The sequence below is a fragment of the Pseudomonas sp. AC112 genome (assembly GCF_979253545.1).
Genome location: NZ_CEEDCM010000001.1, coordinates 3198971 through 3223604, shown reverse-complemented (window position 1 = coordinate 3223604; position 24634 = coordinate 3198971). Strand labels below are relative to the sequence as shown.

Sequence of the window (24634 nt, the reverse complement as noted above, 5' to 3'; positions counted from 1 at the left end):
AGCAAATGGGACAGTTATCGCTCATGATCGCGAACGGATTGCCAGAATCAGTCATGATCACTCGCCTCTTTGTCGAAATGGGCCCAAGCCAGGCGGTAGTCGGCCTCGCGGTCAGCCAAGGTGAAGGGGGCAATGTATTGAATGGTGCGTCGAACCGGGCCGCCTGGGTGGGTATCGTCAAGTATGGGGCGCTGGATGACGGTGCCGTCGGGGACTTGGGTTTGGCCGTCTTTGGGCTGTACATCTTCCCAGCCGAAGCGGAAGGTTTTCTCGATGCCGTCGGGGAAACGAACAGTGCAATTGGCATCACGCTTGCCGGCCTTGCGCGGCAGGCCGATGCCGACCAGGCCTTTGCTAGTGGTGAAGACAATGCGCCCGTTAGCGTCATACCAGGTATCGCGTTCGTACTGTCGCATCACCGGGAACTGCACGCGATAGATCGTCAGCAGCTCCTCTAGGGTAAGGTTCAGGGCTTGGGCCACGAGTACATCAATTTCCACTAACGCCTGTCGGCGGGCGAAGTCGCTACGCACAGCGCAGTTTCTTTGCCATTCGTGGGTAAGCTCGGAAAAGAAGCTCTGAGGCAAGCGCGGATCATTACTAGCCCATCGGTCTTGGGCGAAATCAGGATGCCAGCACTCACGCCAAAGATCGGCGTAGTTAGTGGTAAGCGCTGATAGAACTAAGCAACGGCTTTGGAATTTTCTAATACTCGTCGAAAAATCGGGAAAGGGATAATCTTCAAGACTTTGAGCAAGATTAGTGCGGCCTGAGATTTTCATTGCAAAGTCATATAGCAACGAAAAAGTTAGTCCGGAAAAGGTCACTAAGTCGTCGGACTGTCGGAAAACATAGGAGCGAACGCCATGCGTATGAGCTACACCTTTAGGGAGAATTGCTGAGATTAGGCCTCTTTCTGCACCAATGCTGATCATCGCCCTGGCACCAAAACGGTAGTACTCCGTTACCGGACTAGCGCCCTCCATCCCATCATCCACCCAACTCACTTGCGGTGTACGAGCAGCGTAGACGCGGGCATCGGGGTTGGGTCGATAGTTACTGCGCGGTAGGTAATTTTCGGTTAGACGTTCGAGGTCGAGAGTGTCGTAGTGACCTTTCTCAGTACAAATGGCGCGCGGCGTTTTACCTAAGGGGTTGCCAACGTAGAAATGTGGACCGGAAAGCACTAACTCAGAGGAGGATTCAACAAAATTGGTTTCACGATAAATGGTACCGTCCTTCTGCGCACCAGTTTCGTGCCACATTTCCAGCGTAAAGTAGTTATCTTTTAAGTCCCCTAGACGACGAGGCTCACGAGCAAACTTCTCTAACACTGACATGAGCTCTCTGCTATGCACCGCAGGAAGACGTGCCTGGTTGAAAGGTGTTCCTGGAGCGTCGTAAAGTAAAGCGAATGTGGCTAGCAGCGACTCCGTAACCTCAATAAGCCGATTGCGGTGGCCTCTAAAATCCCAGCCTCCCTCATCACGCTTAATGGCTGGCGTAATACCGCCGCCAAGGTGTACCAAACTAGAATCAACGGTTGAAGGATGAAACAAATTGGCCAACGACTTGAAATGAGGAGTCGCCAATGCAGATCGGTAGATATTGATGCTGTACTTGGCCCGATGAGCTACTTCGGCGAACAGCATAAGCTGGTTCTGGAATTGATAATGCGCCCGCAACCGATAATATAGAGCAGCGCGCAATTCACCACCTTTAGGATCGTCATACACGCCCTCTGGATGCAACAACGCTTGAACGCCACAGCCTAACTGCCACACCAGCGGCAAAAAGCATTTATACAGGTTGCTCTGCTGCCCCCTCAGTAGTGGGTAATTCTGCTGCGCGTTCAGGAACTGTCCCATCCCCTCCGTGGCCACACACTCAGCCAGGTAATCTGCCTTGGCCATCGGCAACGCGGCAAAAACAGCCTCGCGCTGCTTTGCCGCATCTGATGCGCTGAGCTTGCGAATGGCAAAGCGTGGGTCAAAATCTGACAGCAGAGCCTGCTCGTTCCACTCCACCTTGATCCACGGCGGGTTACCGAGGATCACATCAAAACCGCCCCTAGACTTAAACACATCAGCAAATTCCAGTGGCCAGTGAATAAAGTGCTGCTGACTAGCCACCTGCTGGGCGACCTGCAGTTGCGGCAGGGCGCTTATAAGCGCGGCAATATCGACATGGCCGTAACGGTCTCGCTCGGGAGCAAAATCCAGCCCCTGTTGCGGCTGGGTTTCCGGGAACAGATCATCCGAGGATGCGTTGCTCAGGCTTGCATTGCCGAGCAGCACGGTTTCCAGCACAAACCACCAGTGCTCGCGGCTGGGCAGCTCACCGGCCTTATCCAGCGGCCAGAACCACAGGGCACACCAGGCATCCATCACCAGTTTGAGGCGACGGTAGGGGCTCGCGTTTTTCTGCGCTTCGCTAAGCATTTCCCGCTGATAGGCGGCATCTTTCTGCGCGGTGCTGGTGGGGGCTCGGTTGGCGGCCGGGTCGGGCCACACGTGCAGTTCATCGCAGGTGCCGGCGCGCACACGAGCCAGCTCTAGGGCATGCTGCTGCCAGAGCTGTTCGGTAGCCAGACTTAAGGCCTCTACGCGACGAATTTCGTCTTTGGTGAGCGGCGCGGTAAAAGCTTTGCGCCACTGTTTGAATTGCTCGAAGGCGGCTGGTTCGAGCGCCTTGACGACCTTATCGCTAACCATGCCCATGCCTTCAGCAGGCAACAAAAAGTGGAACACATCGGTAGCCGCCAGCGTTTGCGTCAACGGCAAGGCACGCGGCGCGGCGGCGCGCCAGTCTCTTTCAGGCTGGCCGTTTTCACCTTTGCCCGGGCTGAGCTGGGCGGTGCTAAAAAGCTCGCGCCGCGCACCCACCAGGGAGTTACCATTATACAGTTGCAAGCCAAACCACGGCACATGGCTGCCTTTGAAAATGGCGTTGAGCCACAAGGAGACTTCAGCTAGCTCCACCGCAATGGGGTTGAGGTCCACACCGAAGACATTGCTGTCGGCAATGAACATCTTCACCCGCTGTTTTTCTTCGGTGTACTGCTCGTGCGGGATAGTGCGGCCCAGCTCCTTCTGCTTGGCCTGCAGATAAGCTTCAGCCAATTGGCTGACAGCCTCGTTCAAGAACGCAGCGCTACCCATGGCCGGCTCGCACACGGTGAGCTTCAGAATTTCATCTGCCGACTTGCCGGGGAGAATCTCCTTCAGCGCATGCTCGACCAGGCATTTGGTCAGCACTTCCGGGGTGTAATAGCTCGCCGATTTTTCGCGGGCACGACCGGCCAGGCGATAGATAAAACTGCCCTTAGGATGAATCTTCGTATTGCCGCCAAACAAGCGTTCAGCGTCGGTGTACTGGCAGATGCTACTGGCAGGTACAAAATACGCCGCATCCAGCGGGTTGACCTCGGCATCTTTTTTCTTGTCGGCGGCGCTGGGGGTATCGAGGCCTTCCTCTCTGTCCGTATCACTCTCGCTCGAATCGTCTTCTTCGCTCTCGTCGCCCGTACTTGCCTTCTTACCCTTGGGGTCAGGGCGTACCTCGTAGAGATCTTCTTCGGCGAAAAAGCCACGGAAGGACAGCAGCGATTCGTACACCGCACCCAGCTGGTTGATACCGAGGGTGCCATAGCTGATACGCCCACGACGGCTCTTGCCACCGCCCCGGGACAATGACATTAGCTCGATCACTTTCTGCAGCACCGAGTTACGCAGCTTGACGCTACCCAGTAGCGGTGTGCGCGTAGGGTCAAACAGGTGGCCTTGTAGCGGCGCGATGGTGAAGCCGTTGTCGAGCAAGCCATCACGACTGCCACCTAGGTCGAGCTGACTCGCCGTAGCATCCTGGCGCGGATAGCCTTGCCAGATCAGGCCAAACAATTGCTTGAGGCTATCGTTAAAATAGAAACCTTCCTGAGCTTCGCAGGTGGTCAGCGGGGTTTGTTCCAGCTCGCGCAGGTGCTCGATGCTATAGCCCTTAAGGTAAGCCTCGGCATCGATGGGCGCATAGCCCAGCTCGGGCCGCGCCTCGATATAGAACATAAACAGCAGACGGTACATGTAGCGCAGGCTTTCACGGCTGAGCTGGTCGGCCAGGTCGGTATCGTTACGCTCGAACACCTTCTCTTTGGCCACCGTGCGTTTGTACCAAATGGCCTCGTTGGCAATCAGCTCAATGCATTCACGCAGGGCGTATTTGAGATCAGTGGATACCTCAAAGGCATGCTTATGCGAGCTGTCGTCCAGGCTGTCGAGCAGCGCCACCCCGCCTTCTACCGGCAGCACCGACTGGCTGCCTAGCAGCGCGGCCATAGCGCGGAACTGCTTGTCATCACGCGGGCCGAACAGTTCCGGCAGGTTGAAGCGGAGCAATGCCTTGCGCCCCCATTTGCTGCGCTCGATCAGCAACCACTCTTCATGGTGTAGCAGCAACACCCAACGTGGCGGGTGGTCGTCGGCAAACAGGCGTTTGCTGAGGGTTTCTTCCCAGTCGCTGTGGGCATATTTACCTTTACCTTGCTCACTGGCCGCTGGCGCAAGCAATTGCAGCGGGCTGCTGTCTTCGTCTTCCGCATTAGCAATAGCTGCCGCAATGACCAAAAGCGGCTGGTGTTTGGCATCGCGATACACCGCGAGCACCGGCAATTCGCCTTCGGCCAAGACTAGGTTCTGCGGCACCAGCTCGAAACCCAGGGCAGCGAGCAGAGGCTGCACCAGGTCAATAAACAGGCTGGCGCGCTCGCTGGTTTTGCGCTCATTCAGAAAGCGCTCACGGGCGCGAAAGTAACCATTAGCCCCCGCGGCAGTGCGCAGACGAGCGACGGGGCTTTGCGCGCCCTGCTCTTTCCATTGATCAAACAGCGGCTTGAGGTCTTTTTCGAGGATCTCGTCCAGGTAGTGCTGGCTGTAGAACTCGTTGGCATTGGTGAGGCCGGTGATGGCAAAACTCATGCTGTATTCCTTCCTTAAGCCATCAGTGCGGCGACAACGGTGAACTGAGCGCGGTCATCCAGTTGCAGGGTGTCGCGTATCCATTGTTGGTAGTTGCTGAACAGGTCGGCGGTGGCGCTTTCTTTCTGCATACGTTTGGCTGCGATCACCTGTTCGATACCTTTGGCGAAATCGATTTCCAGCTGTACCTTGTGTTTGAGCTGCAGGGTTTTCAGCTTGGCCAACTCGCGCTCCAGACGCTGGCGACAGCTGGCATCGAAGGCCTGCTTGATCGGTTTGATGTGTTTCTCAGCAGCCTGAATAACCGCGGGTAGTGCACTTTGCAGGGTACTGCTGTCCGGCGCCTGGCCATAGTTGGCCTGCGCTTTTGCAGTGCTGTTGAGCCCTGTACGGTGCAGTGCTTCCTCCAGGCTGATGACGCTCTGTACTTGCCCAGCAGCATCGAGCTGTACCCCCAGCCACTCGGCTAGCACGGCTTGACCACGGCGGTTAGGCACCTGGGCGAGCACCAGCACGATGGCTTCGCCTGTGGCCAGCCCCTGTGCAACCCGCAGCAGCGGCGCACGCTGGCGGCGGAACAGCGCCATAAGTTTGTAATCGAGCCACTGGGCAATGGGGTTGAGCGCCCAGAGGTAATGCAGCTGCGGCCAGGCATTGGTGTCGCGGGCCTGTTTGATGGCCTCTTCAACCACAGCCTTGTCGGCGCTCAAGGCAAAGGTGTTATCGGTCGGCCACATTTCGCTGGCCAGATCACGCTGAAGCACCCGAGCAAGGTCGCGACTGGGCTGGAAGCTTAGCGTACGGCTGGCATCATCCGTTTTGATTGCAGCATGTTCGCGTGGCGACTGTTGCGCCAGCCAACGCAAGGCATCGCGAAGGTAAATGTAGCTGTCGTTAAACAGACTGGTGAGTTCAGCCGTGGGCGCCACGAGCGCTGCTGTGCTGGCGGGTGCAACGCTATCATTGCTGGGTACGTTCGCGCCCCACAGGGCTTCGAAAGGGTCGATGTCATCCCCAGCCAGTAGCGCGGCGAATTCATCGACAGTGCGGTTGCCTTCAATGGCCTTGGCTACTTCGACGGTTTCCAGCTCCTCGTCATATAGCCCCATAAAGGCTGATGGATCGCCGATATTCTTTGCCGCCTGCTCGTCCTTATCGATCAGGATTTCCAAGTAGCGCAAGTCACCGCGAATTCTCTCGTGGCGAGGTTCGGTCAGCAGATAGCCGATTTTCGGGGCATGCAGTTGACCATAGCGATCCACACGACCATTGCGCTGCTGGAACACCATCAGCGACCAGGAAATATCGAAGTGGATCAGCCGATGAGCTTGGTAGTGCAGGTTAAGACCTTCGGAGGCTACATCCGAAGCAATCAGCAGGCGCAGGGGCGAATGGGTTTTGCCGAAATCTTCGACCGTTTGCTGGATGTCCAGATCAGGCAATTGGCCGTGCAGAATGGCTATGGCGTTATCTTTTAAACCCAGGGCCTTGGGCAGCTCTAGCTGGAGGAATTTCAGTGTTTCCACCCGCTCGGTGAAGATCACCAGACGGTCACTGGGGTCTTTGCCATCCCAACGCCAGTGCTGACCTTGTTTGAGCTGGCTAATGAGGTGCTGCAATTTGCTGAATTTGTCGGCACTGATGCCCTGCACCAGAACTTGAAGATGGCGCAGCCCCTCAAGATCAGGATGGCGTGCGTCTTTTACCTCGAGCTTTCGGATGCGCTCTTTCAGCGTTTGTAAGCAGGCTGCCGGGGAAGAGAAAAGCGCCTTTTCCAGCACGGTGCGGAACAACATCGCACCGTCGCGCGCGCCGGCCCCGTCGCTATTAAGTTTGAGCTCGGCTAGGGCATCGAAGGCGAGGTTTTCCGCCTGGCTTGCGGCGCATGCCAAACGAAACACTTCGCGCTCGGGGAACTCTTGCTTCATCTGCTCGCGCACATCTTTCTTGAAACGGCGAACAAAAAGGTGATCGACATCCTCGCGGGTGTAATCGGCCCCTGCTGGCAGCACCGTGGGGTCGAGCATGCGCACGAGGCTGGCGAAGCTGTCCTTTTTGCCATTGTGTGGGGTGGCGGTGAGCAAGATCAGTGCATCGGAGCGTTGCGAGAGTAACTCGGCCAAGCGATTACTCTGAGTGCGATTGCCCTTGTAGGAAACGTTGTGGGCTTCATCGATGATGATTAGATCCCACCAGGCGCTTTCCAGGTAGTGCCGGTACTCACTGTCGCGCTTCAAGGTATCGACCGAGATTATGGTGCGGTCGTAGTAGTTAAAAGGATTGTGATTGGCTGGGATATCGCGACGAATGCGCTGAATACCGGCTGAGTCCAGGCGGGTGAGCGGGATGGTGAAGCGGTTCCAGAACTCCTGTTGAAACTGGCGCATCATACTTTTGGTGGTGACCACCAAAATGCGGCGAGCTTTACCTCTGCGCATCAACTCGGCGGTAAGGATGCCGGCCTCAAGGGTTTTACCCAGACCTACTGTGTCCGCAATGAGCAAGCGTGGGCGCAGTTGCTGCAAGACCTGATGAGCGGGCTGCAACTGAAACGGCAGTGCATCCATCACACCATGCTGACCAATCACCACCGATTCGTTTTGCAGCGCCGACTGACGCAGACGCGCCTCGATAAACAGCCGCGAAGCGATAAATGTGGGCGAGTCGTCGTACACCAGCTCAGTTTTTGCTGGATCAATCAGGGTAACGTCTTCGAGCTGAGTGAGGAAAAGAGCATGACGATTGCGCACGGTTTCCGACACACCGATACAGGAGAGCTGCCAGCCACCAAGATTGCATTGGTCGGCGTTCTGGATAATCCACTCTTCATCGCGGATTAGTGCACGGGCACCGGGGGCCGGGGCTTGGGTCAGTTGCATGGTGCAATCCTTGTCAGGGCTTTAGGTGCGCAGCGAGCACTGGAAAACGGAAGGCAATCACCACATCGGCCTACCCGTATCGGCACTGTCATCGATATTGAATTAATCGTCTGTCGCGAGGGTAGTTATGTCACCCAAGGGGGGCATAACGAGGTATAGGACACAACGCATATTGCCCCCAAGCAATCGGCTTTACGATTTTCACCACAGCGATGCGGCGGGTGGCACTTTACCAGCTTTTTAACCCAGAACTGGGCGAATGAGTTGTGACGGACGTACTCATCCCAACACGCAGCGCCATGCAATACAGTACATACGGCTGGACTCGAAGCTACCGTTACGCCAACAGATGCAGACCATTCCCCATAGCAGATCTGACATTTTTACGCGCGAGTAATAGATGGAGTGGCTACCTGCCAAATGCTGGAGTAGCCGTCCTACATACCTTGCGTGGTCAAACGGGTGCCATCTGTGCGGCAGCAGTAGCTAATCTCGCATAGTAGATATCAAAGCGCCGCATCGAGCAGAGAGTAGCGTTATCGAAAATATCGGCTCTGCACTTATCCCCCCTCTGTCGTCACTCTTAATACACTCCCAGTAGCTATACGAAGAGCGATTCAAGTGACGGCCCACTGCAAGTGGTAATTGCATTTTTGCAATACTGATTGCGAAAACGCCGGTTATGGCAAACGCTTTATGCCGCCGATACTCCGTGAGTCAGCGCCTTAACTTTCGGAAAAATAATGACTAGAAGCTACTTTGACAGCAGGCTCCTGCAATCTATCGATACCCCTCAACTGCATGACTTGCAGAAACGGAATTGGACCACGCACCAATTCGGGGGTTATGTCATATGAAACTTCGTAGCAAGGTCATCCTTCTGGCGCTTGTCCCTACCTTTGTTCTTGCCGTGGCAGTGAGTGCGGTCTCAATAACCGTGCTATTTCGCTTGGCTCAGGAGGAGGTCGAGCAAGCCCGGCAACTACTGTTAAAAGAACGTAGTGCAGCGCTCGAAAACCATGTCCAGATGGCTGTCTCTTCCGTAAAAGCCATCTATGACAGCTCGAGCTTTGGCGACGTGGAGGCCAGAGATCGCGCAGTACAGATCCTGCGCAAGCTCTCCTATGGAGAACAGGGCTATTTTTTTGGATATGACCGAGACATCGTGCGACTGTTTTGGGCTGACAAGGATATCGACATAGGTGTTAGTTTTTATAACGCAATGGACGCAAACGGTGCTTACGTTATCCGTGAACTGAACCGGCTAGCGCGTGAGGGTAAACATTTCCTGCGCTACGACTGGCCCATACCAGGCAGCGACAAGCCGGTTCCGAAGCTCGGTTACTCAGTGCTCCTAGACAAGTGGGACATGATGATCGGTTCCGCGGTAAACCTCGATGACATTGAGGAGGAAGTCAGTCGCATTGCGCAAACCCAATACGCTCGAATCTATACTCTAGCCAAAGGTATTGTGATTGCGGACCTGGTGTTACTGCTCTTGATTGCGGTGATCGCTGTGCTCTTGGGTAATTCGATTATCAAACCTGTCTTGGTTATCCAATCCAATCTAGATGATATCGCCGCCGGTGAAGGTGATTTGACTCGTCGCCTTCCTGTCACTAGCAAAGATGAACTTGGAGCCTTAGCCGACTCCTTCAACCGGTTTGTCGAAAAAATTCAAGGGGTGGTGAGGCAAATCGCTGAGGTTACTCGCGATCTTACTGAGCATTCAAAGGAAATGGCCGCCCAGGCACAACAAACTGAGCTCGTGATGGATCGCCAAAAACTGGAAACAGATCAAGTCGCGACGGCGGTGCAAGAAATGTCTGCTGCGTCACACGAAATCTCTCGTAGCGCTCAAAGCGCTGCTACTGCCGCTAAAGAAACAGACGAGGTGGGGGCTGCTGCCCGGAATGTCGTAAACGGAGGGATCGCGAGCATTCATTCGCTGATTGAGGACGTGAATGTGACGAGCATGTCGTTAGACCGGCTTCAGCACGATGCGCAGTCGATTGTCGGTGTGCTTGACGTCATACGCTCAATCGCCGAGCAAACCAATCTGTTAGCGTTGAATGCTGCTATTGAAGCGGCTCGAGCAGGAGATGCTGGCCGTGGTTTTGCAGTGGTCGCGGATGAGGTTCGAGCTCTCGCAAGCAGGACACAAAACAGTACCCAAGAAATTCAAAGCATGATCAATCACCTTCAATCAGGTACCTCCGCGGCCGTGAAAGCGATGGTTAGCTCCAGTGAAAAAGGCAAAATTTCCGGAGGCCAAGCTAACGAGGCAGGTGATTCGTTAGACGCTATGGCTCAGCTAGTCAGTACGATCAATGGCATGAGTGCTCAGATTGCCACCGCTGCCGAGGAGCAAACAGCAGTCGCTGAAGAGATCAATCAAAGCATGACCAGTATTGCCCTCGCAGCTGAAATGGTCGCACAAGAAACTCAGAAGGGTGCCGCTACCGCTAGAAGTGTCGCTGGACTTGGTGACAGGCTTGACGCGCTCGTTAAACAATTCCGAATCTGATCCCGCTTTCTTGCAGCAGTGAGGGTCATTGGCCTGCCCCAGTTCTACTGAAGACGTTGCCTGGTGCTTCGATGCACGGAGTCAGTACTCAATATACCCAGTGATTGGGGCAATACAATGACCGAGGCTAGCCCTTCAGCGACGTAGAGCGTAGACGTCACAACCCTCCTCGACGGGGTTGCATTTGAGCAGGCTGGTATCGGCAACATCGGTGCGTTGTGTCCGATCAATTTCAGGATGTCCTGGGAAGCTTGAATTGCTGGGAGATCTTTACTTCAGGGTAGTCGGCATCGTGACGGAGTCTGGAGTGAAACCGATGTCAGATGCCGGACTATCAATCGGTTTGGGCGAATAGTGGATCCTTAAGAAGGAGATTCTCGAGGAAACTGACCGTCGCTTTAACGCGAGGTATGTATCGTAGTTCATGGTGTACGCCTAGCCATAAGTCTCGGGTTACGCGGATGTCTTCAGCTAATAGCCGAAGTAGCCCGAAGCGGCTAGCGTCCGCGAACTCGGGTAGTAGCACTATTCCGACGCCCGCCGCGGCAGCAAACATTTGCGCGAGCATGCTGGAGGATTGGAAAGCGTAAGTCGGTTTATCCACTACCTCTTCAAGCCAACGAACAGCATTGATATGAATCAGATCACCGATATAGCCCACAAATTTGTGCTGAGATAATTCCCCGGCGTTCTCAGGGGCGCCGTATTGCTCGATATAGCTGGGGGCAGCATACAGATGGAGTGAAAACCGCCCCATATGCTCAGTGTCGAGGCCTTTTCCATGAGGCTTGAAAAAGCCCAGAAATACATCAGCTTCTCGGCGAGTGACATACAGCTGCTGCGCAGAGGTGACAAGTTCGACAGTTATGGCTGGAAATTCACGATTGAGGTCCACCAATCTGCTGCTGAGGTATAGCGATGCAATGCCCTCCATGGTGCCAATGCGCACTGGACCATGCAGAGTATTTGATCTCCGTTCAAGCGCCGCGGTCAGCGCCGCAAAGCCGTTGTCCATTTCTTGCACCGACTCAAGCAATTCTCCGCCAAATCCATTTAGAGCAAACCCCATGTGATTTCGCTCGAACAAACTGCCGCCAAGAATGTATTCAAGCTGAGCAACGCGCCGACTGACCGTGGATTGGTCGATGCTCAGCTTGCGTGCTGCCTTCAGCAAGTTGCCAGTTCGCGCAACGGCCAGAAAGATCCTCAGATCGTTCCAGTTAAGATGGTCTAGAGACACAGAGTACCCTCGGTTACAGATTGAGTAGGACAAAGCACAAAGGTCCTGAAACAGGCCGAGCTTTTTGGAACAAAAAATTGCGCAAAAAAAAAAGCCTCACCAACAGGCAAGGCTTTTTCTCGCAGAGATGTCGATTACATTAAGCTGTAGGTGTAATTGAAGATCAGACGGGTCTGGTCCTGGGCATTGATATTGGTATCGCCACGATACGTGCCGTGACGCAGTGTCGTACCAAACCCTTTCAACGCTCCTGTTTGAATCACGTAATCAACGCGCAGGTCGCGCTCCCACTCGGATTGGTCGTTACCTATTCCATTGGTAGCTTTGATGTTTTCACCGCGCAGATAGGCGGCCGAAGCCTTCAGGCCTGGAATGCCCAGCGAGGCGAAGTCGTAGGTGTACTGACCGAAAGTGGTGTTTTCACCGGCACGGACGAAGCTGTTGATCATGGCGTCGGTGAACAGGTAGAAACTTGCACCACCGGCACCGTAATTGTGGCCGCTGTTATTGAGCAGGCTTCCCTGATTCAAATAGACGAAGCCGCCGTCATCGTTGACGCGCTGATGACCGACCAGGAAGGCGTTGCCACCCAGGGTGTAAGTGAACATGGCGCTCCAGGTCTTGTTATCGACCTCGCCTGGGTTCTTGGCGAACCCACCGTTGTTATTGAATGTGTAACCTGGATCGCCGTTCTTGCCATCGGAACTGCTATCGAAATAGCGAATGTCGGTCTTGAACGACTGGTTTGTGCTGATCGGGTAAACGTGCACCAAGCCAAGGAAGTTCTGCTTATAGTAGTCTTCTAGGTTCGCATAGTAGTACTGCAGGGTCAGGTCCTTGGTGAGCTTCCAGTCAGCACCGGCATAACGGAACTGGTTACTTTCCTGGGTACCACCATTCACCGCCAGGCCGGTGCTGTTGCTCGAGGCGCGGCCTGTCGCGTGCTCCAACTGACCCACGTTGAAGGTCACGTTGTCGATTTCCTTCGAGGTGACGGTGCCCCCCTCGAAAGTTTGTGGCAGCACGCGAGTGTCGTTAGCAATTAGGATCGGCATGTTTGGCTGCAGACCACTACCGTAATGGGCCTCTGTCTTGGAGAAGCGAGCTTTGACGTTGCCCGCAAGGCGACTCCATTCATCCACTGCCGAGCCATCAGAATCGCTAGGAGAGAAAGAGTTATTGTCCGGGTGATGGCCTTTGCCACCGTCCAGTTGGATACCGACCAGCGCTTGGGCGTCAAAACCGAAACCGACGACACCTTGGGTGAAGCCTGACTGGAAATCGAACTTGAGTCCCTCAGCGGTTTCTCGCTGATTGTTAGCAGGAGTACTCGGACCTTCGCGAGCATCGGCGTTGTAATACATGGTTCGCGAACTGACGGATACCTTGCTGTCTTCGATGAAGCCTGCAGCGACTGCCTGCTGCGTCAAAACCCCCGCAGCCACGGCTAGGGTCAAGGTGAACTTGCTCATTTTGAAGCTCCTCTCGTTTTTATAGTTGTGTTCTTGGCCCAGATTCATTTCCACCGGTTCAGTGATTGGCTCTATTGCGTGAGTTATAAGTCTCTAGTTTTTACTTTATAAACCTATGGCATTAGTCAAATCAGCTGCCACTTGCCTTTAGGGTGTGATGAATCCGAAATAATTGGCTAGACAAGTTTTGATTTGTGTGTCGAGACGCGTGAAAAGGTGCTGGCTCCTTAAAGGATCGGGAGCCAGCATCGATGCCAAGTGGTAATTCGAGAGTGCGGTTGTGGTGCGCTTTGGGGATGCGGCCCTTCAGCTACCGCACTACAACAACTTCCATGTGATTTTTGTCGCTAAGAGTACAATGATGAAACATATTAAATCATGTTAATGATTAACAGCCTCTTCCACTCCGATACCACTGTCACGTCGAAACACTAGAGCCCGCCATTTCTCATCAGCATCTATCCGCCGCCGGTAGAGCAAAGATCCCAACACTAGAAAGAGTGCGCCGAGTGGAACAGAAATTATTCCTGGGTTTCTCAAACTGAGCAGCGGCTTTTCCAAACCAACCAAACTTGTTGTTTGTGTGCCAGTAGCGTCAAATTTATCCTTGTTCGCCTGTAGATTTACGCGTGCCTTGGAAATTTTTGAAGTAAGGGCATCGATTTCGTTCTGGTTGAGGTTTGGCTCATCAAGATGCAGTTTTAGCGTCCGAATTTCCTCAGTTAGGTTATTCATAGCTAACGTAGTATCTGCTCGAATGGCCGATGGGTATTGCATGTTAGGCGAAACGAGTACAAGAGCTATTGCAGTTAACGTTCCACCAAGTACTCCACAGATAACACCAAATATGTTGCAGTGTTTCCAGTAAAGCGTACCTATCAAAGCGGGAAGGTTGGCAGATGCTGCAACGGCATAAGCAAGCGCGACCAACTGTGCCACATTTTGCCCTTTGGCTAACAGGCTCGCGAAAATAGCAACTGCACCTACAATAATCGCTGCAAGTTTCCCTGCAATCATCTGCTGCCGGTCTGTAGCTTCGCCCTTCTTGATTGCTCCTACGTAGATGTCGTGCGCCAGCGACGATGCAGCTGCGAGGGTTAATCCTGCAACGACCGCAACAATTGTAGCGAACGCAACTGCAGCTACTAGGCCAAGCAGTATGTTGCCTGATGCCGTAAGTGATCCGCCTCCGAGGAACTGCGCCAGTAACGGAGCTGCCAGGTTGCCGCCTTTCTCACCAGCGATGATGTTCGAGCTTCCCACATAATAAGCCGCGGCGAAGCCCAGGAAAATTATGAGTAAATGACATGCCCCAATCGCAATCATGGCCCACAGCACAGACTTACGTGCGGTTTGTGCGTCACGAACAGTGAAAAACCGCATGAGAATATGAGGCAATGCGGCGGTACCGAGCGTAAGCGCCAAACCTAACGAAACTTGCTCCATTGGGTTTTTCAGGTACAAGCCCGGCTCGAAGAATGTTTTCGTGACGAGCTTTGCATCCTCACCCGTAACAAGTGCGCGACCATGCGCAAGATAATCGAATAGCGTAGTTTGATTTATCAGCGACTCGAAAAAGGCTGCGATATTGAGATGGAACGGTAAAAGCGCCAGAATTGTTAGCCCTGCACAAGCGGTAAGCAGCAGGCCAGCCTTGATAATTTGTACCCAAGTTGTTGCCGTCATCCCGCCAAGTGTAACGTATGCGAGCATCAGTACCCCAACGACGACGACGGAAACCTCATACTTCACGCCTAGCAAGGCATAGAGCAAGACCGCGCCACCAACAATTTGGGGGATCATGTAAGCAATTACAATTACCACGCTTGACGTAGCGGCCAGGATCTTAGACGTGCGAAAGTCATAACGATACGCAAGTACATCGCCAAATGTATAGCGACCAAGATTTCGACATGGCTCAGCAACAAATAGAAGAACAGGCATTAATGCTACAAAGAAACCTACAAGGTAAATGATGCCGTCAAACCCATAGAGTGCGATTAGACCTGATACCCCAAGAAACGCCGCGGCAGATAGATAGTCGCCAGCAATCGCCAAACCATTCTGAATCCCAGAGATTCCTCCGCCAGCGGTGTAGAAATCACGGGTGCTTTTTCCTTGCTTTGAAGCCAGCCATGTGATGATTAGCGTCAGTAAAATGACCGTCAAAAACGCAGAAAACGCATGAGGCTTGTATTCTTCTGGTACCAAATCTGCTGCATTTGCATGGGCTGTTATTAGCATAACGCCACATCCGGCAGTACAGTGTTTAATTATGTTCATGGTCTGCTCTCCAGGTGCTGGCAAACAACTTTATCTGAGCATCAATGCGCTTCATGCGATATGCATAAATCAACGCGAGACCTCCAACAAAGAAATATTGCGACAATGCAAAGGCAGTTCCTATATTAAGCCCTCCTATCAGCGGTAATACATAGATATCTCGAAACCAGCCTGCGCCAATGATGAAAGCAAAATAGTAAGTGAAGAAGACCGCGCTGAGCGTTATCAACATTCTATTTTTCTCAGCCATGCACTTTTCGAATGAATCGACTGCTGACGATTTTTCGCCCATCCGTAAATCCGCTTGGAATACTTGATGAATGGTGTTCACGATTGCCAGTCCTCCAGAATTCTGGAATAAATATTTACGCACTCATGAATGCGCTCCACGCTGCACCATTCATCTGTTTGATGCGCACAACAGGGCTCTCCGGGGCCTAGTACAATTGCTGGTACGTCGCCAAATACCTCTCTGAGGACAGGGCCGTCGGTAAAGAAGGCAACGGTTCGTGCCTGTGATTTCTCACCAGTAACTGACTCGACAGTTTCTGTTACCTGGCGAATCCATAGGTTGGAAAGATCGTTCGAAAGTGCCGGAACGTCGACATCCGCTGAGAGCTGCACTTTATCGCCGATATGGGCTCCAACCTTTCCGCATAGGTCGTGATGCGAGATCCCGCATACGGTGCGAATATCGATGGTGAAGGCGGAGATGTCGGGAACTGAGTTGACATTCATGCCTCCCGTGATCGTGCCAACATTCAAGGTCGGGTTGCCGAGCAATGGATCGACCGGAGTGTCAAAGTCGAATTGCCGCAATTTTTGGATCGCATCTACAGTGTGGTAGATAGCGTTATCACCAAGTTCAGGCATGGCGCCGTGCGCAGTTTTCCCGTTTGCTTTGCCTGTTAGCCAGAGTGCGCCTTTGTGACCAACAACACATCGGTTCGAGGTGGGCTCACCGATGAGTAGTGCACCAACGTCCATGCCGGGCAGGTCAAGCTCACATAAGCGCTTAGCCCCTTCGCAGCCAGTCTCCTCACCAGCGGTCAGTACGACCAAGACTGGTGGCATAAAACCATTCGTAGTCTTGAATCTTTCCAGCGCGCTAAGGAACGCTGCAATACCGCTTTTCATATCTGAAGAGCCGCGACCGTAAAGACGATCGCCTATCACCTCGCCACCTAATGGCTTTTGGGTCCATGGGGCAGCCCCCAATGGGACTGTGTCGAGATGGCCTGTGAAACACAATCTCGATCCGGACGCCGTAGCGTTCCATGCGAGAAGATTAGACCGTCCCTTACCAATCGATTGGACCAGCGTTGCAAGTCCCAATGAGTTTAGAGCCAGCTCCAAAGCATTTACGAGCTCGCCTTCATTGCCGGGGGGATTGATCGTGTTGGTGCAAACCAGGTGTCGCGTCAGTTCTATGGGGTCACGCAGACTTAGGGGCACGATGGGATTCCTATGTTAGGAAACAAGAAGCCGAACCTAGACATGACGGCAGGAATAGCCATGTACTGGTACGTTATTTTTTTTGTACCAGCAGAATTTATAGCGGCACGCCATTCAGGTCAACAGAAAAGGTACAAATGGTCGTCATCAAATACGACCGTATGTCTTAGGCATGAGTCGTGCACCTTTTTTGTCCTAGCATTTTGGCTTCATGCATCTGAACAGTGCGTCATTGTGTGTAGGTTTGTCCCAGTTCGAGTTAGAGTATGTCTACGTGCCTAGGAGTCAGTCGTTCGCTAAACAAAATCCCCCGAGTGGGTTAAGCGATCGCAAAGAGTTAGTCGAGGATTTGTATGTTCAAGCTGCAACCCCATGAAATTGCTGAAGGCAAGGCAGAGTCGATTCGGCGTGCGATTGAGCAGGCCATCCTGGATGATCGTCTTAAGCCTGGTGAAAGCCTTCCCACAGTGCGCAGCCTTGCCGCTGACCTAGGCGTCAACAAAAACACTGTGGTTGTTGCTTATCGTCAATTACAGATGACAGGCTTGGTGGTGTCTGATGGGAGACGCGGTTCGATCGTCGCGAACCAGTCTTCGCCCGGCCCATCTTCCGAATCCGGCCTCCCTCAGATGATGTCGGTGCGTGACGGCAACCCTGATATAGCCTTTCTTCCCGACGAAAACGATATTCGCGACGCGTTCTCTCGTATGAATCTGGAGAATCACCTTTATGGTGAGCAGCGGAATAACCCAGGATTCGTGAAGTGGGCAGTGGAATGCTTCTCGGCTGACGGTGTACCCGTGGATAAGGGCATTTTTGTTTCCGCCGGCGCTCTCGATTTGATCGAGCGCGCCCTTGACGCGGCCGGGCTCGTTCCGGGTGACAAGGTTGGTGTAGAGGATCCCGGCTATATGAGTTTGCTAGCCTTGACGCGCTTGATGGGATTTGAACTGGTACCGCTTACGCTCGATCAGCACGGAATCCTGCCAGAAAGCTTGCAGTCAGCGCTTGATGGGGGCGTAAAGGCCGTTTTGTTTAGTAGCCGTGCACAGAATCCAACCGGCATCTCGACCTCGAAAGAGCGCGCATTGGCACTGAAAGAGATCGCTGCCAATGCCGATGATGTTCTGTTCATAGATGACGATCATTCCAGCCTTCTACAGCTTGCCCCTTACAACTCTTGGCATGTTCGGGATGATGGACCCTGGCTCGTTGTCAGGTCGTTATCCAAATTTTTGGGGCCTGACTATCGACTCGCAGTTTCAACTGGGGACGTTCAGACAATAGAGAGCCTCGAAAACAGACAGGCTGTTGGAATGGGCTGGGTCAGTACGTTCTTGCAACGTTTGGCTCTGCAGCTTCTCACTAGCCCAGCGATGCGCAGAAAATTCAGCTCAGGTGGCGCAGCTTATATCGAGCGCCATACAGCGCTGCTTACTTTGCTGAGGAAAAAGGGTTTTCGCGTGCTTGGGGGGGCAGGGCTTAATCTGTGGTTACCCATCGCCGATGAGCGTGCAGTTGCTGAGCGGCTGTTTGATGCTGGTTGGCTCGTGCGTACGGGGCGTGATTTCTGTGTCGCCCCCCAGTCGGGCATTAGGATCACTTCCTCAAAAATGACTCCGCAACAGAGCATTGTGTTTGTTGACGCACTTCTCGCTGCGCGCCACGCAGTGGCAACGACACTCTCCGCTTGAGCTAGAAGCAACGATCAATGCCACCAAGTACTTTGGTTGGCATTGATCGCCTCGCTCTCCGTGTAGAAAGCTAACCCCCCCGCCGTGAACCTACGCTTCGGCCGATGCTTTATTGGCTCGTGCGGCTTGATAAGCGCGAGCAGTTCCGAGACGCTTGGCCGTTATTGGCCCTGCCCGCTCTGTGACCGCGCGCAAAACATTTGAGGGGGCGCTTTTTGGTGAGCCCGCCTGAAATGGCGGTTCCGGATCGTAAGCCATATAGAGTTGTAGCTCTTGGGCTACCGTGTCTCCTCGCAACAACGAAGCCAGTACCAGCGAACCATCTATCCCGGAAGTCACTCCGCCAGCGCTGACAAATTTCCCGTCAATGACAACGCGCTCATCACTTGGGATGGCTCCAAAATACGGGAGTGTTTCCATGGCAGTCCAATGGGTTGTCGCGCGCTTCCCCTCAAGCAGTCCAGCCCCGCCGCACAACAATGCGCCGGTACAAACTGAGAAAACGTACTTTGCGTTTGCGGCTTGCTTTCGGAGAAAAGACAGCACGACCTCATCGTGCATTAAGTCTTCCTGGCCATATCCGCCTGGAACAAGCAGCACGTCGAGTTGTGGAGCCTCATCCAACGTCGTGTCAGCCAGCAACAGCATTCCGAAAAGATCACGAACCGGCTCCTTGTCCTTCCAAATAGTCAAAAAGGTCGAATTTGGCACACGCGCCAACGCTTCGAACGGGCCGGTGAAGTCGCACTGATCCATGTTCGGAAAAATCAGGCCGCCGATAGTCAGATGGGTTTCTAGTGGAATGGTCATGCTTACTCCGACATCATTAAGGTTGTGGTACAACGTTGGTTATGTACCAGTACAATTATAGTCTATTGTCTTACCTGTCAATAAATTTTGGCTCGGCAGCATGGCGTACCAGAGATTTCGGCATGAGGTTTTGCCTCTCAGATCACTGAGGCTGGGCTACTACCCCGGAATATCGGTAACAGCTTTTCGCCCAGTCAAACGCACCCTCGTTAGGTCACTTATGCGCATCCACGTCACTTTCATCGATCGAGTTGGTATCACCCAGGAAGTCCTAGCCCTGCTTTGCGGGCGCAGTTTCAATTTGGATGCTGTGGAGATGGTCCCGCCGAACGTTTACATTGATGCTCCGACGCTTGGTGTCGAGGTGTTGGAAGAGTTGCGAGAGGCCCTTCTCGGAGTGCAAGGCGTTCAGGCGGTGAAAGTGGTCGACATCCTTCCTGGACAGCGTCGACACTTGCAGCTTGATGCGTTGCTTGCCGCCAGTTCCGACCCGGTGCTGGCGGTGGATAAATGCGGCCATGTGCTGTTGGCCAACGCTGCGCTGATTACTTTGTGCGGGTGCGAGCCTGCGGGTGAGTCACTGACCAAGCTGTTCAATGATTCTGATTTGTTGACTTCGCTGATCGAACACGCTTTTCGCTTGCCGATGCGAGAGGTTAGCCTCGGTGGGCAGACCTTGTTGCTCGATGCCATGCCGATCACTGAGGCAGGCGCTTTAATAACGCTCTACCAGCCGAGCCGAATCGTCGAGCGTCTGTCGGCGCTGCGCCATGACCATGCCGATGGGTTTGATGCGCTGCTCGGTGATTCCCCTCCCATTCATCTACTCAAGGCTCGCGCCCATCGCGTGGGAGTGCTCGATGCACCGCTGCTGATTCAAGGCGAAACTGGCACTGGTAAAGAGCTGGTGGCCCGCGCCTGTCATGCGAGCAGCAGTCGGTGTGACGCGCCGTTCCTCGCCTTGAACTGCGCGGCATTGCCAGAGAACCTCGCCGAGAGTGAGCTGTTCGGCTACGCCGCGGGCGCCTTCACCGGCGCGCAACGGGGCGGGAAGCTTGGCCTGCTGGAACTGGCCGATCAAGGTACGGTATTCCTCGACGAAATCGGGGAAATGTCGCCGTATCTGCAAGCTAAGCTGCTGCGTTTTCTGAGCGATGGGTGTTTCCGTCGGGTTGGCGGGGATCGAGAGGTCAAGGTCAACGTAAGGATCCTCAGTGCGACACACCGCAACTTGGAAAAAATGGTTAGCGAAGGCCATTTTCGCGAGGACCTGTTCTATCGCCTCAACGTGCTCAACCTGCAGGTGCCGCCGCTGCGCGAGCGCGGCAACGACATCCTGTTGATGGCCCAGCACTTCATGCGGCAGGCCTGTGCGCAGATCCAGCGTCCGATTTGCCACCTGGCACCCAGCACCTTTCCCGCCCTGCTCGGCAATCGCTGGCCGGGCAACGTGCGACAACTGCAAAACGTGATCTTCCGGGCGGCAGCCATTTGTGAAACCCCTCTGGTGGATCTCGACGATCTGGACATTGCGCGCACGGCGGTGGAGCGGCAGAGCACTGCAGAGGTAACGAGCTTGGAGGAGGCTGTCGCAGGTTTTGAGAAAAACCTCCTTGAGCAGCTTTACAGCAGCTATCCCTCCAGCCGGCTACTGGCGGTGCGTTTGCAGACTTCACACAGTGCGATTGCCATCCGACTGCGCAAGTACCGTATTCCCGGTAGGCCTTGAAGTCTTGGGCGGGGTGCATGTTCGTTGCTGCCAAAAGAACACTGTACGCAAATCATTACGCAGTATCGAAATCACGACAAAACCTTTGCGACCTGTCTACCTCGGCTTTCGCTTTCTGCCAGCCCGGACTATTGTATTTATTTCAATACGGCTAATTCTAATTAATGCCTTTAAAAACTCGTAACCATATGATTTAAAACAACTAATTTTAGTTGGCATTGCCCTTGCTAATTCCTCATTGGACGCGCTCGCTACCGAAGTCGAGCCTGCCTATCGCCATCCACCACCCGCCGTGGATGAGTCAGAACAATGAGGATTAGATATGAGCGAATTGCGTTTTACTGAAGATCACGAATGGCTGCGTATCGAAGCTGACGGCACTGTCACCGTCGGTGTCACCGCCTTCGCCCAGCAGGCGCTTGGGGATGTGGTATTCGTCCAGGTCCCGGAGTTGGGAAGTTTTAAAGCCGGTGCTGAGGTCTCGGTGCTTGAATCCGTCAAAGCTGCTAGCACCATCGGCATGCCACTCGCCGGCGACATCGTCGAAGCCAATTCAAAGCTCATTGATACCCCAGAACTGGTCAACGAAGACCCGTTCGGCGAAGGCTGGTTCTTCCGTTTTCAACCTGCTGATCCGGCTGCGCTTGCACGAATGCTTGACCAGGTCGCCTACAACCAACTGATCCAAGACCAGGCCGACGAGTGAGGATGCCCCATGACTGCGCTCCTCGACACCCGTAATGAATTCATCGCTCGCCATATCGGCCCTCGTGCCGATGACGAGCAAGCCATGCTCCTCAGTCTCGGTTTTGAATCCCTGGAAGAGCTGACTGCGAGCGTGATTCCGGACAGTATCAAAGGTACCAGCGTGCTCGGTTTCGAGGACGGCCTGAGCGAAGCTGACGCCCTCGCCGCAATCAAGGCCATCGCTGGCGAGAACCAGTTGTTCAAGACCTTCATCGGCCAGGGTTACTACGGTACCTACACGCCGTCGCCGATCCTGCGCAACCTGCTGGAGAACCCGGCCTGGTACACCGCTTACACCCCATACCAGCCGGAAATTTCTCAGGGTCGTCTCGAAGCGCTGCTGAACTTCCAAACCCTGATCAGCGACCTGACCGGCCTGCCAATCGCCAACGCCTCGCTGCTCGACGAAGCCACCGCTGCTGCTGAAGCGATGACCTTCTGCAAACGCCTGAGCAAGAACAAAGGTAGCCAGGCGTTCTTTGCCTCCGTGCATTGCCACCCGCAAACCCTTGACGTGCTGCGCACCCGTGCAGAGCCGCTGGGCATCGACGTAGTAGTTGGTGACGAGCGTGACCTGAGCGACGTAACACCGTTCTTCGGCGCATTGCTGCAATACCCGGCGAGCAATGGTTACCTGTTCGACTATCGCGAGCTGACCGAGCGATTCCACGCCGCCAACGCGCTGGTCGCGGTGGCCGCCGACCTGCTGGCCCTGACCCTTCTGGCCGCGCCGGGCGAATTTGGCGCTGACGTGGCCATCGGCAGCGCGCAACGCTTCGGTGTGCCACTGGGCTTCGGTGGCCCGCACGCCGCGTACTTCTCCACCCAGGAAACGTTCAAGCGTGACATGCCGGGCCGTCTGGTCGGTGTCTCGGTGGATCGCTTCGGCGAGCCGGCGCTGCGCTTGGCGATGCAAACCCGCGAGCAACACATCCGCCGTGAGAAAGCCACTAGCAACATCTGCACCGCGCAAGTGCTGCTGGCCAACATTGCCGGCATGTACGCCGTGTACCACGGCCCGAAAGGCCTGACGCAGATCGCTCAGCGTGTGCATCACCTGACCGCGATTCTGGCCAAAGGTTTAAGCACTTTGGGTTTGAACGTCGAACAAGCCAATTTCTTCGACACGCTGACGATCAAAACTGGCGGGCAAACCTCATCCTTGCACGTGCGGGCTCATTCACAACAGATCAACCTGCGCGTCGTGGACGCTGAACGTCTGGGCTTGTCTCTCGATGAAACCAGCACCCAGGCCGACGTTGAGAATCTGTGGAGTTTGCTGGCTGAAGGCAGCGCGCTGCCGGACTTCGCCACTCTTGCTACGAGCGTGCAAAGCACCATCCCGGTGGCCTTGGTGCGCAAATCTCGAATCCTCAGTCACCCGGTGTTCAACCGTTATCACTCGGAAACTGAGCTGATGCGCTACCTGCGCAAGTTGGCGGACAAGGACCTGGCATTGGATCGCACCATGATCCCGCTGGGCTCGTGCACCATGAAACTCAATGCTGCCAGTGAAATGATCCCTGTGACCTGGGCCGAGTTCGGCGCCCTGCACCCGTTCGCTCCGGCCGAGCAAAGCGCCGGCTACCAGCAACTGACCGATGAACTGGAAGCGATGCTCTGCGCTGCCACCGGTTACGACTCGGTCTCGCTGCAACCGAACGCCGGTTCCCAAGGCGAATACGCCGGCCTGCTGGCCATCCGCGCCTATCACCGGAGCCGTGGCGAAGACCGTCGCGACATCTGCCTGATCCCGTCGTCTGCCCACGGCACCAACCCGGCCACCGCGCAAATGGCTGGTATGAGAGTCGTGGTGACCGCCTGCGATGCTCTTGGCAACGTCGACATCGAAGACCTGCGCGCCAAGGCCATCGAGCACCGCGAACACCTCGCCGCGCTGATGATCACCTACCCGTCGACCCACGGCGTGTTCGAAGAAGGGATCCGCGAAATCTGCGACATCATTCATGACCACGGCGGTCAGGTGTACATCGACGGCGCCAACATGAATGCCATGGTCGGTCTCTGCGCGCCTGGCAAGTTTGGCGGCGACGTCTCGCATCTGAATCTGCACAAGACTTTCTGCATTCCCCACGGCGGTGGAGGCCCAGGCGTCGGCCCGATTGGCGTCAAGTCGCACCTGACGCCGTTCCTGCCGGGCCACGGCAAGATGAAACGCAAGGAAGGCGCGGTCTGTGCGGCACCGTTCGGCAGCGCGAGCATTCTGCCGATCACCTGGATGTACATCCGCATGATGGGTGGCGCGGGTCTCAAGCGCGCTTCACAGTTGGCGATCCTCAACGCCAACTACATTTCTCGTCAGCTCGAAGAGCACTACCCGGTGCTGTACACCGGTAGCAACGGTCTGGTGGCGCACGAGTGCATCCTGGATCTGCGCCCGCTCAAGGACAGCAGCGGTATCAGCGTCGACGACGTGGCCAAGCGCCTGATCGACTTCGGCTTCCACGCCCCGACCATGTCATTCCCGGTGGCCGGCACGTTGATGATCGAGCCGACCGAAAGCGAATCCAAGGAAGAACTGGACCGTTTCTGCGACGCCATGATCCGCATCCGCGAAGAAATCCGTGCGGTGGAAAACGGCACCCTGGACAGGGATGACAACCCGCTGAAAAACGCCCCGCACACCGCTGCGGAACTGGTTGGCAAGTGGTCGCACCCGTACAGCCGCGAGAAGGCGGTTTACCCGCTCTACACCTTGGTCGACGGCAAGTACTGGCCGCCGGTTGGCCGGGTGGACAACGTGTTTGGCGATCGCAACCTGATCTGTGCCTGCCCGTCCATCGCCGACTACGCCTGAAAACAACAGA

The 24634-nt window shown here is 54.7% G+C and carries 13 protein-coding genes and 1 pseudogene; 6 read left to right on the top strand and 8 right to left on the bottom strand.

The window, feature by feature from the left end; all coding sequences use genetic code 11:
* Positions 1–47 precede the first annotated feature (47 nt).
* Positions 48–4970, bottom strand: a complete 4923-nt coding sequence (locus tag AC0IYN_RS14910; RefSeq protein WP_471842033.1) for an Eco57I restriction-modification methylase domain-containing protein — start codon at positions 4968–4970, stop codon at positions 48–50.
* A 14-nt stretch (positions 4971–4984) separates the two neighbouring features.
* On the bottom strand, positions 4985–7849 hold the full coding sequence (locus tag AC0IYN_RS14905; RefSeq protein WP_471842030.1) for an SNF2-related protein: 2865 nt from the start codon (positions 7847–7849) through the stop codon (positions 4985–4987).
* Positions 7850–8702: 853 nt separating this feature from the next.
* On the opposite strand from AC0IYN_RS14905, the pseudogene AC0IYN_RS14900 reads away from it, so the two are divergent.
* Both AC0IYN_RS14900 and AC0IYN_RS14895 read left to right on the top strand, forming a co-directional pair.
* A pseudogene (locus AC0IYN_RS14900) lies at positions 8703–9518 on the top strand (cache domain-containing protein); the annotation flags it as partial.
* Between the two features lie 69 nt (positions 9519–9587).
* Complete coding sequence (locus AC0IYN_RS14895; RefSeq protein WP_471844787.1) at positions 9588–10376, top strand: methyl-accepting chemotaxis protein; 789 nt, start codon at positions 9588–9590, stop codon at positions 10374–10376.
* Positions 10377–10710: 334 nt separating this feature from the next.
* Here AC0IYN_RS14895 and AC0IYN_RS14890 read toward each other — a convergent pair whose 3' ends face one another.
* The 5 genes from AC0IYN_RS14890 to AC0IYN_RS14870 all read right to left on the bottom strand — a co-directional run bounded on the left by AC0IYN_RS14890 (position 10711) and on the right by AC0IYN_RS14870 (position 16826).
* A complete protein-coding gene (locus tag AC0IYN_RS14890) occupies positions 10711–11616 on the bottom strand; it encodes a LysR family transcriptional regulator (RefSeq protein ID WP_471842026.1) in 906 nt (301 codons plus the stop codon).
* Between the two features lie 134 nt (positions 11617–11750).
* Positions 11751–13088: an OprD family porin gene (locus tag AC0IYN_RS14885; protein ID WP_471842023.1), complete on the bottom strand. Its 1338-nt coding sequence runs from the start codon at positions 13086–13088 to the stop codon at positions 11751–11753.
* Between the two features lie 381 nt (positions 13089–13469).
* Positions 13470–15371, bottom strand: coding sequence for a solute symporter family protein (locus AC0IYN_RS14880; RefSeq protein WP_471842020.1), 1902 nt, complete (start codon positions 15369–15371; stop codon positions 13470–13472).
* Positions 15358–15702: a DUF485 domain-containing protein gene (locus AC0IYN_RS14875; protein WP_168426229.1), complete on the bottom strand. Its 345-nt coding sequence runs from the start codon at positions 15700–15702 to the stop codon at positions 15358–15360. Before AC0IYN_RS14875 ends, AC0IYN_RS14880 begins: the two co-directional genes overlap by 14 nt.
* Complete coding sequence (locus AC0IYN_RS14870) at positions 15699–16826, bottom strand: M20 family metallopeptidase (RefSeq protein ID WP_218180479.1); 1128 nt, start codon at positions 16824–16826, stop codon at positions 15699–15701. Before AC0IYN_RS14870 ends, AC0IYN_RS14875 begins: the two co-directional genes overlap by 4 nt.
* Positions 16827–17179: 353 nt before the next feature.
* On the opposite strand from AC0IYN_RS14870, the gene AC0IYN_RS14865 reads away from it, so the two are divergent.
* Positions 17180–18520: an aminotransferase class I/II-fold pyridoxal phosphate-dependent enzyme gene (locus AC0IYN_RS14865; protein WP_177054715.1), complete on the top strand. Its 1341-nt coding sequence runs from the start codon at positions 17180–17182 to the stop codon at positions 18518–18520.
* 90 nt (positions 18521–18610) lie between these two features.
* Here the strand turns inward: AC0IYN_RS14865 and AC0IYN_RS14860 are convergent, their stop codons facing one another.
* Positions 18611–19330: a DJ-1/PfpI family protein gene (locus tag AC0IYN_RS14860; RefSeq protein WP_177054716.1), complete on the bottom strand. Its 720-nt coding sequence runs from the start codon at positions 19328–19330 to the stop codon at positions 18611–18613.
* A gap of 220 nt (positions 19331–19550) precedes the next feature.
* Here AC0IYN_RS14860 and AC0IYN_RS14855 point away from each other — a divergent pair, with 220 nt between their 5' ends.
* The 3 genes from AC0IYN_RS14855 to gcvP all read left to right on the top strand — a co-directional run bounded on the left by AC0IYN_RS14855 (position 19551) and on the right by gcvP (position 24624).
* Positions 19551–21059 (top strand): sigma 54-interacting transcriptional regulator, encoded by a 1509-nt coding sequence (locus AC0IYN_RS14855; RefSeq protein WP_471842015.1) that lies wholly within the window; start codon positions 19551–19553, stop codon positions 21057–21059.
* A 322-nt stretch (positions 21060–21381) separates the two neighbouring features.
* A complete protein-coding gene (gcvH, locus tag AC0IYN_RS14850; protein ID WP_177054718.1) occupies positions 21382–21765 on the top strand; it encodes a glycine cleavage system protein GcvH in 384 nt (127 codons plus the stop codon).
* Positions 21766–21774: 9 nt separating this feature from the next.
* Positions 21775–24624, top strand: a complete 2850-nt coding sequence (gene gcvP, locus AC0IYN_RS14845) for an aminomethyl-transferring glycine dehydrogenase (protein WP_471842010.1) — start codon at positions 21775–21777, stop codon at positions 24622–24624.
* The last annotated feature ends 10 nt before the right edge of the window (positions 24625–24634 follow it).

What these genes read in the sequence shown, in the direction of transcription:
- AC0IYN_RS14910 (WP_471842033.1), bottom strand. Translation starts at nt 4,970, where the DNA reads ATGAGTTTTGCCATCACCGGCCTCACCAATGCCAACGAGTTCTACAGC.
- AC0IYN_RS14885 (WP_471842023.1), bottom strand. Translation starts at nt 13,088, where the DNA reads ATGAGCAAGTTCACCTTGACCCTAGCCGTGGCTGCGGGGGTTTTGACG.
- gcvH (WP_177054718.1), top strand. Translation starts at nt 21,382, where the DNA reads ATGAGCGAATTGCGTTTTACTGAAGATCACGAATGGCTGCGTATCGAA.
- AC0IYN_RS14895 (WP_471844787.1), top strand. Translation starts at nt 9,588, where the DNA reads ATGGCCGCCCAGGCACAACAAACTGAGCTCGTGATGGATCGCCAAAAA.
- AC0IYN_RS14905 (WP_471842030.1), bottom strand. Translation starts at nt 7,849, where the DNA reads ATGCAACTGACCCAAGCCCCGGCCCCCGGTGCCCGTGCACTAATCCGC.
- AC0IYN_RS14865 (WP_177054715.1), top strand. Translation starts at nt 17,180, where the DNA reads ATGTTCAAGCTGCAACCCCATGAAATTGCTGAAGGCAAGGCAGAGTCG.
- gcvP (WP_471842010.1), top strand. Translation starts at nt 21,775, where the DNA reads ATGACTGCGCTCCTCGACACCCGTAATGAATTCATCGCTCGCCATATC.
- AC0IYN_RS14880 (WP_471842020.1), bottom strand. Translation starts at nt 15,371, where the DNA reads ATGAACATAATTAAACACTGTACTGCCGGATGTGGCGTTATGCTAATA.
- AC0IYN_RS14855 (WP_471842015.1), top strand. Translation starts at nt 19,551, where the DNA reads ATGCGCATCCACGTCACTTTCATCGATCGAGTTGGTATCACCCAGGAA.
- AC0IYN_RS14860 (WP_177054716.1), bottom strand. Translation starts at nt 19,330, where the DNA reads ATGACCATTCCACTAGAAACCCATCTGACTATCGGCGGCCTGATTTTT.